Source organism: Trichlorobacter sp. (genome assembly GCF_030247655.1).
Classification (GTDB): Bacteria; Desulfobacterota; Desulfuromonadia; order Geobacterales; family Pseudopelobacteraceae; genus Trichlorobacter.
In genome coordinates this window covers 1-14,587 of record NZ_JAOTRZ010000062.1, presented here as the reverse complement: position 1 = coordinate 14,587, position 14,587 = coordinate 1, and the positions used below count along the sequence as shown (strand labels likewise).

The following is a 14,587-nucleotide window of genomic DNA, read 5'->3' as shown; positions in this document are numbered from 1 at the left end:
TGGTTGACGCAACCATAGAGTGTGGTCGTCTTGCCGGAACCGGTGGGACCGGTCACGATCATAACCCCGGTGGGAACTTCCAGGGCGTCGTAAATGAAGTGCTCCAGCATGCGGGGAGCCATACCCACTTCCTTGATATCCAGCAAGGTCCCCTTGTTGTTAAGGAGTCGCAATACCACTTTTTCACCGTAAATGGTGATGAAGAAAGAGACCCGCAGATCAAGGTTGATACCATGTTTGCGACTGGTAAAGAGGATGCGGCCATCCTGGTGGCGGCGTTTCTCTGCAATATCAGCCTGGGACATGACTTTGATTCTGGTGGTCAGCTGTGGGGCGATATCCTTGGGGAAATCCTTGTAATGCCCCATCACACCGTCACGCCTGAATCTGACCCGCAGGCGGTCTTTCTGGGGTTCAATATGGATGTCACTGGCCTGCTCTTCAATCGCATCTTCAAACAAGAGGTTGATCATACCGATGATGGTGTTGTCATCAGCAGCAACGGTCTGACCGGCATGCTCAATAGCAGCTAATGCCTCTTTCAGCGAGTTTTTGGAACAGATGGCCGGGATGAAGTTACCGAGGTGGGCGGCAACGATGTCTCGTGCTCGCTGGTCAAGCGGATCTGCAAAGGTTACCACCAGTTGTTCTCCCTGGCGGTAGAGCGGCAGAACATTGAACTGGTGGCAGATATTCAACGGTAGACGGGCCAGCAAGGTCTTGTCTATCTTGACAAAGTCAGGATCTATCAGCGGATACCCCAGCTGGTAGGAGAGGGTTTCAAGCAGTTTGCGTTCTTCAATAAAGCCGTTGTCAACCAGTACATCACCAAGTCGCCGTTGCCCCTGAGAGTCTTTCTGGATTGCCAGGGCCTGCTGAAGGTCTATCTCACGCAGGTACCCCAGTTCAAGCAGCAGATCCCCGAGACGAAGATTAAGCTGGTGTTTACGCAGGGTGGTTTGTAGCTGTTCCTGGGAAATCAGCCCCAGCTCAAGCAGGGTGTCCAGCATGGTTTGAGGGGTGGTGAGCTTGCTATGCACCCGTGTTGCATAGGCCAACTGCTCATGGGTGATGATTTCGTCTTTGATCAGCAGGGTTGGAATGACCCCGATCTTGACTTCTTGCGTATTTTGTATGGTGGAAGAAGGTATTGTACTCATGGGGCGGGATTTTACAAGCTTTTACGGAAAATGCAAATGAAGTTTCAGGGACTTGGGTTGTTTTCTGGTTTAACTCTGGCAAAGGTCATGCGGTGGATCGGGCAGGGGCCGTATTTTTGCAGTGCGGAAAGGTGGACTGCACTGCCGTAGCCCTTATGTCTGGCAAAGCCATAGACCGGGTAAAGCTGGTCATAGGTTTGCATCAAGCGATCCCGCGTTACCTTGGCAATAATGGAGGCGGCAGCAATGGAGGCAGAACGGCTGTCCCCCTGTTTAAGTGTCTGTTGGGGCAGCGGAGAGGCGATGGTGGTAATGCCGTCAATCAAAAGGTAGTCTGGAGAACAGGGGAGTGACTGTACAGCCTCCAGCATGGCCTGTCTGGTCGCTTGCAGGATATTGATCCGGTCAATGGTTTCTGCATCTGCCAGTCCAACACCAACGGCGACAGCGTATGTCATAATGAGCTCAAAAAGCTGTTCCCTGCGTTTTTCAGAGAGTTTCTTTGAGTCATTAACCCCCTCAATCGGATGATCTGGATTTAAGATAACTGCAGCAGCCACCACTGGTCCGGCCAAGGGACCTCGGCCAGCTTCATCAATACCGGCGATCTGTTTGAAGCCGTGAGACTGGGCCTGCAGTTCAAAGTGATAGAGGCTTAACGCAGGGGGATCAAAAAGTGATGTTTGCATGGTTATAAAAAAAGCCCCGCCGAAGGGCGGGGCTTTTCGATATATCAGGCCTGGCCGGGAACGTACTTGCGCTCGCGAATCCGGGCAGCCTTGCCTTTGAGCTTGCGCAGATAGTACAGTTTGGCACGACGGACATGGCCGCGGGTCACTACTTCAATTTTTTCTACGATGGGTGAATGCAGCGGGAATACCCGCTCAACACCGATGCCGTTTGATATTTTACGGACGGTGAAAGACTCACGGATACCACCATTCTGGCGTGCAATAACAACGCCTTGATACGCCTGGATCCGTTGTTTGTCACCTTCCACGATCTTAACGTGTACTTTGACCGTATCGCCGGTCTTGAAAACCGGTGTATTCTTCTTCATCTGCTCAAATTCAATGATGTCGATGGTAGTCATGATGCTGTTCCTCCTCAGATATAACCTTTTGCAGGTTTCGTTGTTGTTAGCGTTCTCCCAGCAGTCGATCCAGCATAATGGCCAGAGCCGAGCGAACCGGTAAATGATTGTAATCTCCATAGCCCTGGATCGGTTCCAGAATGGTCGTGGCTTGTTCAAAGATCTCGTCAGCCAGCCCCCAGCCAGTGCCAAGCAGCAGCAGATGGTGCTGGTCATTGTTTTGCAATTGCTGGCGCAGACCATTAAAAGAGGTGGCATTAGGCCTTCGGGCCGCCCCGGTTGCAATAATGTTTACCGGTTGTTGGTGCGTTTGCTGCAAATCAGTAAGCGCATCCTGCAGGTTATTAACAATTCTGACAATCGAAAGCGCTTCTCGCCGGTCAGGATTGTAGTCTGCTCCCCAACCTGAATCCCAGTGGGTCACGATCCGCTGGATCAGCTGTTGTTGTTCAGCGGACGGACTGACCAGATAGTAGCGGGATAGGCCAAAGGTTCGTGCGGTCCGGGCAATGTCATGGATATCCAGGTTCGTAAAAGCCGTGGTTACCAGCTGCCGATGCTTGTTGTAGACCGGGTAATGCAGCAACGCAACTGACAGGTTAGCTGACATTAGAAACCCCAAGTGTTTTTAAAAAGAGCCTGTCTTTATCGCTTAGAACTGCCTGAGTGAGCAGGTCAGGTCGTCGCTCTGCTGTCCGCTTCAACGACTGTTCCCGACGCCAGCGTATGATCTCTGCATGGTTGCCGGAGAGGAGTGGAGCAGGTACCGGTAAACCGTTAAACTCAGGTGGACGCGTGTACTGGGGATACTCAAGCAATCCATCACCAAACGAATCAGTCAGTGCAGACTCGTCAGATCCAAGCACGCCAGGTACCAGTCTGGTTACCGTATCTACCAACACCATGGCCGCTAACTCACCACCAGAAAGAACATAGTCTCCAATTGAGATCTCGTGATCAACATAGTGTTGGTGGATCCGTTCATCGATCCCTTCATAGCGGCCGCAGATAATAATTAATCCCGGCTTGAGGGATAACTCCTGAGCCAACTTCTGGGTGAGCGGTCTGCCCTGTGGTGTTGTCAAAAGAACAGCGGCTTCTGTGTTCAGTTTTTTAACGGATTCAATGGCTGCCGAAAGTGGTTCCGGTTTCATCAGCATACCGGCTCCACCGCCGTAGGGTGCATCATCAACGGTGCGGTGGCGGTCAACGGTATAATCACGAATCTGGTGCAGGGCTATTTGAATCAGCCCTTTGTCCTGTCCCCTGCGAATGATACTTTCGTCAAACGGTCCCCCGAACATGTCAGGGAAGAGGGTCAGAATATCAAATCTCATAGATCAAGCAACCCCTCCAACGGGGTAATGGTCATGCATCCTGTCTGCAGGTTGACGTTGGCAATTACGCTGGCTATGGCGGGAATCAGATATTCACGCCGGGTTGCTTCATTACGAACCAGATAGACATCATTGGCTCCGGTTTCCAGGATATCCTTGATGCAACCCAGCTCCTGCCCTTCTGTTGTAACAACTGAAAGGCCAAGCAGGTCCTGCCAGTAGTATTCGTCAGCTTCCGGTATCGGCAACTGGTCGCGTTGCAGAAGCAGTTCACAACCGGTCAGTTCCTGAGCTTTTTCGATAGTATTAAAACCGTCCAGAGTCAGTAGGAACTTGCCGCCATGGTAAGCGGCACGTTTGAGCTGAATCTGTTGAGTACCACCTGCAGGAAAACGAAGCAGTATAGTTTTGGCTGCCTGCAGGCTCTCAAGGTTGCCGGAGTATGAGTGGAGCCTCAATTGGCCTCGAATGCCATGGGTGCCACTGATTCGACCGACGGCAATCAGGTTGTTGTTGGAAACATCCATTACTCAATGATCTTAAGAATCGCCTTCTTGTTATCCCGGGTGGCAACGGCATTCAGGAGTGTCCGGACCGCCTTGGCGGTACGCCCCTCCTTGCCGATGATCCGTCCCATGTCTTCCTTAGCCACGGACAGTTTGATAACCAGAGTGTCCTCCTCCATCTCTTCGGAGGTGACCACTTTGGAGGGGTCGTCGACAAGAGCCTGCGCGATGGTTTCGACAAGTGCTTTCATCTGGCGTACCTCTGCTTCGTAGTGTCCGGGCTAGCCGGGATAGAGCAAGAAGCGTTCTACTAGGCTGCCTGGGCTGCCTTCTCCAGGATGCCTTCTTTTTTCAAAATCTGATTGACGGTGTCAGTGGGCTGTGCGCCCTTGTCTAGCCAAGCGATTACTTTTTCAACATTCAGTTTCAAAATAGCCGGATTTTTGGTTGGATCATAGTAACCGACATTTTCAATGAAGCGACCATCACGGCGTGAACGCTCATCGGCAATCACTACCTGATAAAAAGGGCGCTTTTTTGCGCCGTGACGCTGCAGTCTGATTTTTGTAGCCATTGTGTGTTTCCTCCTGCGTTGTGTCTCGATTTTATGAAAATGCGAGTTGGTTAGAGTATCAGTTTATTAACGGCCAAAAGGGAACATCCCTTTGCCAAGTCCACCCATGTTGCCGAGTCCTGGTAAGCCCCCCATCCCTTTCATCAGGTTTTTGGGACCCATTTTTGACAGTTGCTTCATCATCTTCTGCGCCTCTGTAAAACGTTTGAGCAGCAGATTTATTTCCTGTACGGTTGTGCCACTGCCTTTAGCGATCCGCAGGCGTCGGCTACCGTTGATAATACCGTGATCTGCCCGTTCAGCAGGAGTCATGGAACGGATAATTGCCTCAATCCGCTTCATCTCTTTTTCACTGGGCTGGGCTCCCTGCATCTGTTTCATCATCTTGCCCATACCGGGGATCATCCCCATGATGGACTCAAGTGAGCCGAGCTTTTTAAGCTGTTGTAGCTGGGCAAGAAAATCTTCCAGATCGAACTGATTCTTTTTTAGTTTCTGGGTCAGGCGGGCAGTCTCTTTTTCATCAAGAGCAGACTGCGCTTTTTCGACAAGGGTTAATACATCACCCATACCGAGAATACGTGAAACCAGGCGATCAGCGTGGAATACCTCAAGGGCATCCAACTTCTCTCCCAGGCCGACAAACTTGACCGGTGCTCCGGTAACCGCCTTGATCGAAAGGGCTGCGCCACCTTTTGCATCACCATCAAGTTTACTGAGTATAACACCGGTAATGCCAAGGCGGTCGTTAAAGCCGCTGGCAACCGTGACCGCTTCCTGACCGGTCATGGCATCAGCCACAAACAGGATTTCCCGAGGCTGAGCAACGGTTTTGATCCGCTCCAGTTCACTCATCAGGTAGTCATCAATCTGATGACGTCCGGCGGTGTCTAACAGTACAGTGTCAAAACCATTTAATTCTGCAAAACGGACTGCAGCCGAGCAGATATCTACCGGATCCTGGCCTGCCTGAGAGTCAAAAACATCAATATTTAGTTGTCGTCCAACGGTCTTTAGCTGTTCGATAGCTGCCGGACGGTAGACGTCAGCAGGAACCAGCAGGGGACGACGTTTCTGTTTGCGAAGCCAACTACCCAGTTTGCCGCAGGTAGTTGTTTTACCCGCGCCCTGCAGGCCGACCAGCATGAGTACTACAGGCGGCTTAGCTGCAAGATCAAGGCTGTTGTCCTGATCACCGCCCATCAGGCTGATCAGTTCATCGTGGACGATTCTGACCACCTGTTGACCAGGAGCCAGACTCTGCATGACTTCGGTGCCGACTGCCTTCAGGCGGACATTCTCAACAAAGTCTTTGACAACCTTGAAATTAACGTCAGCCTCAAGCAGCGCCAGGCGAACTTCACGCAAGGCGTCCTTGATGTTGTCCTCAGTCATTACTCCCTGACCGCGGAGCTTTTTAAAGACTGATTCCAGTTTATCCGAAAGGTTATCAAACATTTAGTGCCAATATACTCAGGGTATCCTAAAAGGAGCAAACTATAGAGGTGTCAGTGTGCTCTTGTCAAGAATTATCTGCTTGCTAGAGTCTGATGACTGAGGCTGCTGTCAGCAGATGTTCCGCTGTGCTGAACATGTTGGTGACCTGTCCAACGGCCAGTTGGTCCTTTTTCTTGAAATAATCCAGGCAGACACCGCAGGCAAACAGCTCAATCCCCCGCTCTTCCAGACGTTTGAGTGCTTCGACCGTCTCGGCACCTTCAGTAGCAAGCAGTACGCCACTATTCAAAAACAGGATCCGGTCTGGTTGCTGTGGGGTTTCAAGCAGGGTGAAAATGAAGTTTTTCATGAGCAGGTACCCAAGCTCTTCTGATCCATCACCCAGTCGGTTTGAGGTGATGAGCAGAACTCTGTCTCCTGATGCTGTAGCTGTTACAGCACCCTGTGGAGCCTCTTCAGCTGCTGTTGATCCGGTTACCAGCAGCGACCAACCATCAGCTTCTGCTGTTTCAGTAACCTGATACCCGCGGTTTTTGACAAAACGCACTACGTTTTCTCGCGGGGCACCATCATCCACCAGCATACATAGCGGCGTGCCTGACTCTTCCAATGCTTTCTTAGTGGCAATAACCGGTACTGGACAGGCCTGCCCACGGCAATCAATGGTTTTCATGCTGATACTCCCTGATGGTGATGAATGTGTTGTTTATGAACTGGCACAAAAAGGCTGGCAATAGATTCTGCTCAGTCAGTAACTCCATAATTAAATCCTGATGCTCTTCATCAAAGCGGATTGCAAGGCCGCAGTCTGCCTGCACCGCACGGGGGGCCGGAATCAGCATGATGGGTAGTCCGCTGCTTTTCAGAAGACCTTCTGCCTTTAGAACCCGATGGGTAGAATTAAATACTGCAAGGTACTGTCCTTCACTTACAACCTGCTGCACCATGGGATTGCTCCTGATTGACAATGGTAGCCGAACTTCATACTATGCCGAAAAGGGGATCTGCATGCAAGATTCATTTAGTTTCGCTGGATTGGTGATTGGTGCCTTTCTGGTAAGTATACCCTGTGGATATGTACGGGAATCATTTAAGAAATTCTCTTTGCCCTGGCTGTTTCTGGCACACCTGCCGATTCCGTTGGTGGTTCATTTCAGACACATGGCTGGATTTGGTTGGCGTGTGATTCCTTTTACTCTGGCCGCTGCAATTGGTGGACAGATAGTCGGCGGCTGGTACAAACGGAGGATGATACATGGCAGGAAAGCGCCCCAAAGGCAGCCCTGAGCCGATCAGCAAGTTACTCACAGGCCCCGGTCTTAACCCGGAACTTGGCGCACGCCTGAAAGATCTGGTGATCTGGGAAAGCTGGGATCAGGCGGTGGGGGCTGCTATTGCCGGTCGTGCCAGACCTCTGCGTCTGGTTGGCGGTGTGCTGACGGTTGTTGTGGCCAGCGGCCCCTGGATGCAGCAGTTAAGCTTTATGAAGACTGAACTGCGTGAGCGCATAAATACCCTGCTGGGTAATGAGAGAGTTAAGGAGATTGTCCTCAAGTCCGGCAGGATTCAGCATGATACCGGCGTTACAGAAGCCGTTCGTCCAACGCCCAAGCCGCTTTCTGTACAACAGCAGGCCCAGGTTGCCAAACAGGTTAGTGATTTGAAAGATGCTGAGCTGAGAGAATCGCTGAAGGCATTAATAGAATTGCATCTCCGTAACAGCTGAATTTTTCATGGTTCCATCCTGTCGATAAGCTCACGCTGTTTCGCCCCGGATGTCCGCCCGCCGGCTATCTTTTCCACCAACGCTGCTATCCGTTCCTGATCCTCCTTTAAAATATCAACAAAGCGGTGTCCGCATGCGGTCAGTTGTTGCTCATTGTCCGGTTTGCGCCAGATCAGCTCTGCCACTGCGCAGATCGGTCTTTTTTCATCCTGCAGATCAATCACAACAAGAGCAAGGTGCGTCGGTTCAGTGGCAAGAGTAACCCCAAAGCCACCGGCACTTAAATTTACGGCTGTGCTGGTAAGTTTCAGCCGTGGCGGGGCAGGTTTCTGCAGATCTTGAACGACCCGTTTCCATTCCCGTTGAAAAGCTGCCAGCGAGGATTTTTGGGGGACCAGCAGTAGCGGAAGCGACAGGTCAACGCGGGGGGATTGACGACGTTGATAGACCGCTAATTCACCCAATGGGCGCAGTTTCAGCTCTTCCGGGGAAATCAGCTCAACAAGCTCTGCCCTGATCTGAACTCCCATCCCCATCGCTTCTGTTGTCAACTTGAACTGCATGCCGGGCTTCAGGCCCGACACTTCTCCTGAATAGAGGCGATAGGCGGTTCTCAGCAGAAGCTGGTCATCACTGCAAAGCACAACCCTGCCAGTAAATGAATCAAAGACAGACGCATCCCGCTCTTCCGAAATGTTGATCAGGAAGACGTTTTGCCCGCGGGTAAAATAGCGATCATAGTTCATTTATGAGTACCGGTTCTACGTTGTGGCGTTCTGCTAATCGCGAAACATTCGGTCAAGCAGCTCCCAGTTGTTTTTCGGGTGAACTGTTTTCGTCTGTTTTTTCTGACGATGCTGGATGTAGGCCTGAATTCGTTCCTGATCGGTTTTTTTGATAAGAATAAATCGCTGCCCAATGGCGAGCCGGTCTTCATCGGGCAGAGTACGACGCCAGAGCAGTTCCGCAACGGCGCATATTGGCGTCGTTCCCGGTTCCAGGTCAATAAAAACCATGGTAAGCTCTGAATTCTGATCCGACTTATCCACCAGGTGACGGAATCCGCCTACGCCAAGGTTGATTTCGCCGGATGATAGTTCAAGCTTGTCAGTGCTGTTGGCAGACAGCAGGGCCTGGTAGCGCCCCCACTCCTGCCGGAAAAAGGTTAGTGGGGCAGTGCGTGTGAAGGTGCGAAAATCAAGAATGGTGTCCATCCGGGGGACCTGACTGCGCTGGTACATTTCAAGCTGTCCGGTTGGATGGATAATGAATTCTCTGCCAGAAACCGAGTGGATAACACCCACAAACTGCATGCCTGAGCCATAACTTTCAGTGGTTATCTTGAAGCTCATCCCCGTTTTTAGTATATGCAGCTCGCCGTGGTGCAACGGATAGCGTGAACGTAGAGTAAACTGCTGGTTTTCTCCTGCTGTAATCGTGGCAGAAAAAGCCTCGAAAAGGCTGTCGTCTCGATCAGATGAGGTGTTGATCAAAAAAACTTTTTGTCCGCGAGCAAAATAGGTAGTGTAGTTCATTGATGCGCTCCTTGCCAAACAGTTCTCACTCCATAGCTTATACAGAACTCCGTACAATCCGGTTGCGTCCTGATTCTTTTGCCTGGTAGAGGCATTGGTCAGCCTTATGCAACATGAAATCAGCATGTATGTCGTTTGTGCTGTCGGAGGGAGATCGGGTAACCGTGCCGAAGCTCGCCGTTATGCTCAGATTTTCACCTCTGAAACTGCAGGTGGATAAGGCAATCAGATTTCTCAAACGCTCGGCAACGACACTACAGCCGGCCTGGTCCGTTTCTGGCAGTACCAGTACAAATTCTTCACCACCATAGCGAGCTACCCAGTCAACTTCACGGCGGATCGTACCGGCAATAATACGGGTGCAGTGCTGTAACACTGCATCACCAGCCTGATGTCCCCAGGTGTCGTTGATTTTCTTGAAGTGATCAAGGTCCATCATGATCAGGGAAAAATCCCGCAGGTAGCGTTCTGCCCGGCGGATTTCGTGCGGTAGATTTTGATCCAGGTAGCCACGGTTGAACATGCCGGTTAACGGATCTCTGATTGAAAGTTGTTTAATCTCTTCCAGGCTCTTTTGTAGAGAGCTCTCCAGGTCAAGGATCCGGCGGGCTGTTTTGAGGCGCACCATCAGCTCTGCTTCGTTGACCGGCTTGAGCAGATATTCGTCAGCCCCGGCTTCAAGCCCTTCAATCAGCTTATCCTTGCCCTCTTGTGAGGTTAACAGGATCAGGTAGGTGTAACATTCTGCTGCTTTTTCTCTAAAGGCACGACAGAAGGCAATGCCATCCATTTCCGGCATGACCCAGTCGGTTAAAATTATGGGGAAATAGCTGGTGCGGCAAAGCTCCAGCGCCTCTTTTCCATTGGCAGCCTGACTAACCTGATACCCCGCATCCTGCAGGGTTTGGCAGAGCACTGTCCGCATAAAGCGGTCGTCATCAACCAGCAGGATCGGGATACCGGTGTCAGCCATGCTTCCTCCGAATAGATTAGCGGGTCAGTTTGCGATAGGTGATCCGGTGTGGGCGATCAGCCTCAGCTCCCAGGCGTTTGCGACGGTCTTCCTCATATTCAGAGTAGTTGCCTTCAAACCAGGTTACCTTTGAGTCCCCCTCAAAGGCAAGGATATGGGTGGCAATCCGGTCCAGGAACCAGCGATCGTGAGAGATAACCACGGCGCAGCCGCCAAAGTTCTCCAGACCTTCCTCCAGCGCCCGCATGGTGTTGACATCCAGATCGTTGGTCGGCTCATCCAAGAGTAACACGTTAGCACCACTTTTCAATACCTTGGCAAGATGGACCCGATTACGTTCACCACCGGACAGCATGCCGACCTTCTTTTGTTGATCACCACCGGTAAAGTTAAAGCGGGCCACATAGTTGCGGGCATTCACGGTCTGCTTGCCCAGCTGGATCATCTCCTGGCCGTCACTGATCTCCTCCCACAACAGGCGGTCAGGGTTCAGGCTGTCGCGACTCTGGTCCACATAGGCCACCTGTACCGTGTCACCAACCCGGATGGTGCCACTATCCGCTGTTTCAGCGCCGGTGATCATCCTGAAGAGGGTGGTTTTACCGGCGCCGTTGGGGCCGATCACCCCGACGATTCCTCCACGGGGCAGCTTGAAGGTCATCCCTTCATACAGCAGCCGGTCACCAAAGCCTTTGCTGACATTATCCGCCTCAATCACGATATCCCCCAGCCGTGGACCGGCCGGGATGTACAGTTCAAGATCTTTGCCCCGTGTTTCGCCTTCCTGGGCTGCCAGATCTTCGTATTTGCTGATTCTGGCCTGTGCCTTGGTGTGGCGTCCCTTGGGGGACATCCTGATCCACTCAAGCTCTCGTTTCAGTGTCTTGCGACGTTCACTCTCCTGTTTTTCCTCAGTTGCCAGACGATCCTGTTTCTGTTCCAGCCAGGAGGAATAGTTGCCTTTCCAGGGGATTCCTTCGCCCCGGTCCAGCTCCAGAATCCAGCCGGCCACGTTATCCAGGAAATAACGGTCGTGGGTAACGGCGATAACAGTGCCGCTGTAACTGTGCAGGTGCTTTTCCAGCCATGCCACGGTCTCGGCATCAAGGTGGTTGGTCGGTTCATCCAGCAGTAGAATGTCAGGTTTTTTCAGCAGCAGGCGGCAGAGGGCAACCCGTCTTTTTTCACCACCGGAAAGCACGTTGACCGGGGTGTCGCCATCGGGGCAGCGCAGGGCATCCATGGCCAGCTCCAGGCGGGAGTCCAGATCCCAGGCATCCATATGGTCCAGCTTTTCCTGCAGCACCGCCTGACGGTCGCACAGCTTTTCAAAATCAGCATCCGGCTCGGAAAACTTGTCGGTAATGCCGTTAAACTCGGCCAGCAGGTCAACGATCTCCTGGCAACCTTCTTCAACCACCTGGCGGACGGTTTTGCTTTCATCCAGCTTTGGTTCCTGCTCAAGGTAGCCCACAGTGTAGCCGGGGGACAGTGCCACCTGGCCGTTAAATTCGGTATCCACTCCGGCCATGATTTTTAGCAGGGTCGATTTACCGGACCCGTTCAGGCCCAGCACGCCGATTTTAGCGCCATAAAAATAGGAAAGGGAAATGTCCTTGATGATCGGTTTCTTGTCGTAGAACTTTGATACCCGCATCATGCTATAAATAACTTTTTTGTCGTCAACACTCACTGCTTTCACCTCCACTGTTTATAAGGGGTTTTTTATTGCATGGAGCGGTGTGGATGTCAATTAGTAAGCAGTGTTTTCAGTGCGACTCCCATATCCGGCTGTAGCGTTGAAAAAAGGGGTGTATAAAGCTTTGATAAGCTGTTGGGAAGGGCTTTTTACTACATCTTTACTGTTTTTATGCTATACAGCTTTTTATCCGTTGATGGTTGCCAACAGGCTAAAGCCGGGTATACTAACCATCACGCTAGATAGGGAGCATTGCCACCATGGCTTCTTACGAACAGACATTTCTGGAACAACTAACCAATATCCACGGGGTTGACTTTACCACCTGGCAGGGCTGGGAACAGCTGATGGCCTGGGTCAAACGTCAATCCTGGCGTGAAGAATTCTTCGGCGGTGAGAAGATCCCGGCACGTCTTCTCTATCCCCAGACACTTTGTGAAGAGCTTAGCCGTTATCTGGGTGGTTAACACCGGTTGGCGACGGTTCATGTCTCAACACTGGCGAAGGAGATGACAGACGTTTATGGCGCTAATTGAATGGAATCAGTCACTAAAGGTGGATATCCAGCAGTTTGATGATCAGCACCGGCAGCTTGTAGCCATGGTGAACCGGTTGCATCAGGCTTTAAAGGATGGGCAGGCGCAAGATCTGCTTGATGAGATTCTGGCAGGACTTGTTGATTATACACGGGTACATTTTACTGAAGAAGAAGCACTGATGGAGCAGTATGGGTATCCCGACTATCAGCAGCATAAACAAGCCCATGTTGATCTGGTGCGTCAGGTTGAAGATATCTATACACAGTTTAAAAACGGTAAACAGTTGCAACCAATCAATATAATGCAGTTTTTGGTTAACTGGCTAACCAGCCATATCAAAGGCGAAGATAAAAAGTACACAGCGTTTTTTCAGAGTAAAGGGATTGTTTGAAGCAGTTCAATTGATGCTTGAAGGGGATACTAAAGATGAAACAGTTGGTGCGTAGTCTGGTTGTGGTGGTGGCGTTGATGATTCCGTTGACTGTCTTTGCAGCTGAAGACCAATTTTTTACAAAGCTTGATGCCGACAAAAACAACTCTGTCAGTAAAGATGAGTTGCTGAAAGCGGATCTGCATCTGGTGACCACCCCCAAAGGTCAAAATCAGGTGGTTCATCGTGATATGCTTAAAGCAGGCACTGCCGCTGCCATGACTGAAGAGCAGAAAAAGCGTCTGTTTGATCAGTTGGATACGGATAAAAGTGGACATGTCAGCAAAAAGGAATGGAGCCGTGCTTCACGAGATGGCCTGATCCTCTTGAAATTCTGAAAACCAGTTCTGCTGTCAAGGAGGTGCATCTGATGCAGATAACCGTCACCATACAAGATGGAGTAACCGTCGCCGCCCTTGTGGGCAGGATGGATGCCATGACCACGGTTGAATTTGATCGTTGGTTTGCAGAGCAGCTTACCAACGGCAAAACCCGTTTTGTGCTTGATATGCAGGGGCTTGAGTATATCAGTAGCGCAGGGTTGCGCTCACTGCTGGCTGCTGCAAAACAGCTGAAGACCAAAAACGGTTCTTTGCTTCTGTGCCGCTTGGGCGGAACCGTTGAAGAAGTATTCAGAATATCCGGTTTTCTGGCTATTCTTTCCACGTTTCCCAATGTGGAAGAGGCCTGTGCTTCACTTGCGTAGCTGTTGCAGCTTGCATGATTGTGCTCTCTGGTAACAAATCTCCGGGCCGCTTGGTAATGTACCTGGCGGCCTTTTGTGTAGTAACAACTCCCTTCTGTTACCTGCCGCCGGTAGATGACATGCCCCTGCTGATACCTGCTGAACAAGGAACATTTCCGTGAATGCATCTGCATTAAAAATCGGTGCCTCCCACCCCCGTGGTGATGCTGCTGCCAAGGCAGCCGGTACAGAACCGTACGCCGCAGACCGCTATCCGGCCAACTGTCTCTGGGCCGGGGCGGTCCGCTCCAATCTGCCTGCCGGACGGATCATTTCCATAGACACCTCCGCTGCCAAGGCACTGCCCGGCGTGGTGGCAGTACTGACTGCTGCAGATCTGACCGCCAGCAACCGCCAGGGGATCATCCACAAAGATATGCCGGTGCTGTGCGATACGGTGGTGCGCTACATCGGTGATCCGCTGGCGCTGGTGCTGGCAGAGGACCGTAGCACCCTGCACCAGGCGCTGGAGCTGGTCCGATTTGAGCTGGAACCGCTAGCCGGTCTCTTTGATCTGGACAGCGCCCTGGCAGCGGATGCGCCGCTGATTCATGAGGACAAACCCGGTAACCTGCTGGCCCAGGCCACCATCTGTAAAGGCCAAGGGCTGGATGGCTTTAGCGACTGCGCCGTGGTGGTGGAGGGTAGCTTCAGCACGCCGGTGCAGGCCCATGCCTTTCTGGAAACCGAAAGCGGGGTGGCCCGACTGGAAGAGGATGGCGGCCTGCTGATGGATGTTTCCACCCAATCACCTTTCCGTGACCGCTTTGAGATCAGCCATGCCCTGGGCATCCCCTGGGGCTGTCTCTTAT

At 51.7% G+C, this 14,587-nt stretch carries 22 protein-coding genes; 7 read left to right on the top strand and 15 right to left on the bottom strand.

What is annotated here, in order from left to right; all coding sequences use genetic code 11:
- The 11 genes from OEL57_RS07575 to OEL57_RS07525 all read right to left on the bottom strand — a co-directional run.
- A partial coding sequence (locus tag OEL57_RS07575; protein ID WP_300739225.1) for a GspE/PulE family protein occupies nucleotides 1–1,160 on the bottom strand: 1,160 nt, incomplete at its 3' end.
- A 44-nt stretch (nucleotides 1,161–1,204) separates the two neighbouring features.
- Entirely contained in the window at nucleotides 1,205–1,849 is a 645-nt protein-coding gene (locus OEL57_RS07570; RefSeq protein ID WP_300739223.1) for a ribonuclease HII, read from the bottom strand.
- A 44-nt stretch (nucleotides 1,850–1,893) separates the two neighbouring features.
- On the bottom strand, nucleotides 1,894–2,253 hold the full coding sequence (rplS, locus tag OEL57_RS07565; RefSeq protein ID WP_300739221.1) for a 50S ribosomal protein L19: 360 nt from the start codon (nucleotides 2,251–2,253) through the stop codon (nucleotides 1,894–1,896).
- 46 nt (nucleotides 2,254–2,299) lie between these two features.
- The gene (locus OEL57_RS07560) at nucleotides 2,300–2,863 is read right to left on the bottom strand and encodes an RNA methyltransferase (protein ID WP_300739220.1); all 564 of its coding nucleotides are present in this window, start codon (nucleotides 2,861–2,863) and stop codon (nucleotides 2,300–2,302) included.
- The gene (gene trmD, locus OEL57_RS07555) at nucleotides 2,853–3,590 is read right to left on the bottom strand and encodes a tRNA (guanosine(37)-N1)-methyltransferase TrmD (RefSeq protein ID WP_300739218.1); all 738 of its coding nucleotides are present in this window, start codon (nucleotides 3,588–3,590) and stop codon (nucleotides 2,853–2,855) included. Before trmD ends, OEL57_RS07560 begins: the two co-directional genes overlap by 11 nt.
- Nucleotides 3,587–4,117: a ribosome maturation factor RimM gene (gene rimM / locus OEL57_RS07550; RefSeq protein WP_300739216.1), complete on the bottom strand. Its 531-nt coding sequence runs from the start codon at nucleotides 4,115–4,117 to the stop codon at nucleotides 3,587–3,589. Before rimM ends, trmD begins: the two co-directional genes overlap by 4 nt.
- Nucleotides 4,117–4,347: a KH domain-containing protein gene (locus tag OEL57_RS07545; protein WP_078789922.1), complete on the bottom strand. Its 231-nt coding sequence runs from the start codon at nucleotides 4,345–4,347 to the stop codon at nucleotides 4,117–4,119. The genes rimM and OEL57_RS07545 overlap by 1 nt, the downstream gene beginning before the upstream one ends.
- A gap of 59 nt (nucleotides 4,348–4,406) precedes the next feature.
- Nucleotides 4,407–4,670 (bottom strand): 30S ribosomal protein S16, encoded by a 264-nt coding sequence (gene rpsP / locus OEL57_RS07540; protein ID WP_300739210.1) that lies wholly within the window; start codon nucleotides 4,668–4,670, stop codon nucleotides 4,407–4,409.
- Between the two features lie 66 nt (nucleotides 4,671–4,736).
- Nucleotides 4,737–6,128: a signal recognition particle protein gene (gene ffh / locus OEL57_RS07535; protein ID WP_300739208.1), complete on the bottom strand. Its 1,392-nt coding sequence runs from the start codon at nucleotides 6,126–6,128 to the stop codon at nucleotides 4,737–4,739.
- Between the two features lie 82 nt (nucleotides 6,129–6,210).
- Nucleotides 6,211–6,801, bottom strand: coding sequence for a sulfurtransferase-like selenium metabolism protein YedF (gene yedF, locus OEL57_RS07530; protein WP_300739206.1), 591 nt, complete (start codon nucleotides 6,799–6,801; stop codon nucleotides 6,211–6,213).
- Nucleotides 6,788–7,075, bottom strand: a complete 288-nt coding sequence (locus OEL57_RS07525) for a DUF3343 domain-containing protein (protein WP_300739203.1) — start codon at nucleotides 7,073–7,075, stop codon at nucleotides 6,788–6,790. Before OEL57_RS07525 ends, yedF begins: the two co-directional genes overlap by 14 nt.
- Before the next feature lie 61 nt (nucleotides 7,076–7,136).
- Here OEL57_RS07525 and OEL57_RS07520 point away from each other — a divergent pair, with 61 nt between their 5' ends.
- Both OEL57_RS07520 and OEL57_RS07515 read left to right on the top strand, forming a co-directional pair.
- Nucleotides 7,137–7,415, top strand: coding sequence for a hypothetical protein (locus tag OEL57_RS07520; RefSeq protein WP_300739200.1), 279 nt, complete (start codon nucleotides 7,137–7,139; stop codon nucleotides 7,413–7,415).
- Nucleotides 7,384–7,854 carry a DUF721 domain-containing protein gene (locus tag OEL57_RS07515; protein WP_300739197.1) on the top strand — a complete coding sequence of 157 codons (471 nt, stop codon included), beginning with the start codon at nucleotides 7,384–7,386 and terminating at the stop codon, nucleotides 7,852–7,854. The genes OEL57_RS07520 and OEL57_RS07515 overlap by 32 nt, the downstream gene beginning before the upstream one ends.
- A gap of 5 nt (nucleotides 7,855–7,859) precedes the next feature.
- On the opposite strand, the gene OEL57_RS07510 is transcribed toward OEL57_RS07515, so the two are convergent.
- Genes OEL57_RS07510 through ettA form a run of 4 tightly spaced genes read right to left on the bottom strand, consistent with a single transcriptional unit; the run spans nucleotide 7,860 to nucleotide 12,055 of the window.
- Nucleotides 7,860–8,600 (bottom strand): PilZ domain-containing protein, encoded by a 741-nt coding sequence (locus tag OEL57_RS07510; protein WP_300739194.1) that lies wholly within the window; start codon nucleotides 8,598–8,600, stop codon nucleotides 7,860–7,862.
- A 33-nt stretch (nucleotides 8,601–8,633) separates the two neighbouring features.
- Nucleotides 8,634–9,389, bottom strand: coding sequence for a hypothetical protein (locus tag OEL57_RS07505; protein WP_300739191.1), 756 nt, complete (start codon nucleotides 9,387–9,389; stop codon nucleotides 8,634–8,636).
- Between the two features lie 37 nt (nucleotides 9,390–9,426).
- Nucleotides 9,427–10,362 (bottom strand): diguanylate cyclase, encoded by a 936-nt coding sequence (locus OEL57_RS07500; RefSeq protein ID WP_300739188.1) that lies wholly within the window; start codon nucleotides 10,360–10,362, stop codon nucleotides 9,427–9,429.
- Nucleotides 10,363–10,378: 16 nt separating this feature from the next.
- Nucleotides 10,379–12,055, bottom strand: coding sequence for an energy-dependent translational throttle protein EttA (gene ettA, locus OEL57_RS07495; RefSeq protein WP_300739185.1), 1,677 nt, complete (start codon nucleotides 12,053–12,055; stop codon nucleotides 10,379–10,381).
- Between the two features lie 266 nt (nucleotides 12,056–12,321).
- Here ettA and OEL57_RS07490 point away from each other — a divergent pair, with 266 nt between their 5' ends.
- The 5 genes from OEL57_RS07490 to OEL57_RS16915 all read left to right on the top strand — a co-directional run.
- Nucleotides 12,322–12,528 (top strand): hypothetical protein, encoded by a 207-nt coding sequence (locus OEL57_RS07490; RefSeq protein ID WP_300739182.1) that lies wholly within the window; start codon nucleotides 12,322–12,324, stop codon nucleotides 12,526–12,528.
- A gap of 55 nt (nucleotides 12,529–12,583) precedes the next feature.
- The gene (locus OEL57_RS07485) at nucleotides 12,584–12,991 is read left to right on the top strand and encodes a bacteriohemerythrin (protein WP_300739179.1); all 408 of its coding nucleotides are present in this window, start codon (nucleotides 12,584–12,586) and stop codon (nucleotides 12,989–12,991) included.
- A gap of 35 nt (nucleotides 12,992–13,026) precedes the next feature.
- Nucleotides 13,027–13,368: an EF-hand domain-containing protein gene (locus OEL57_RS07480; protein WP_300739176.1), complete on the top strand. Its 342-nt coding sequence runs from the start codon at nucleotides 13,027–13,029 to the stop codon at nucleotides 13,366–13,368.
- Nucleotides 13,369–13,400: 32 nt separating this feature from the next.
- Nucleotides 13,401–13,736: an STAS domain-containing protein gene (locus OEL57_RS07475; RefSeq protein WP_300739173.1), complete on the top strand. Its 336-nt coding sequence runs from the start codon at nucleotides 13,401–13,403 to the stop codon at nucleotides 13,734–13,736.
- Between the two features lie 157 nt (nucleotides 13,737–13,893).
- Nucleotides 13,894–14,587: xanthine dehydrogenase family protein molybdopterin-binding subunit (locus OEL57_RS16915; RefSeq protein ID WP_300739171.1), on the top strand; the 694-nt coding region annotated here is incomplete at its 3' end.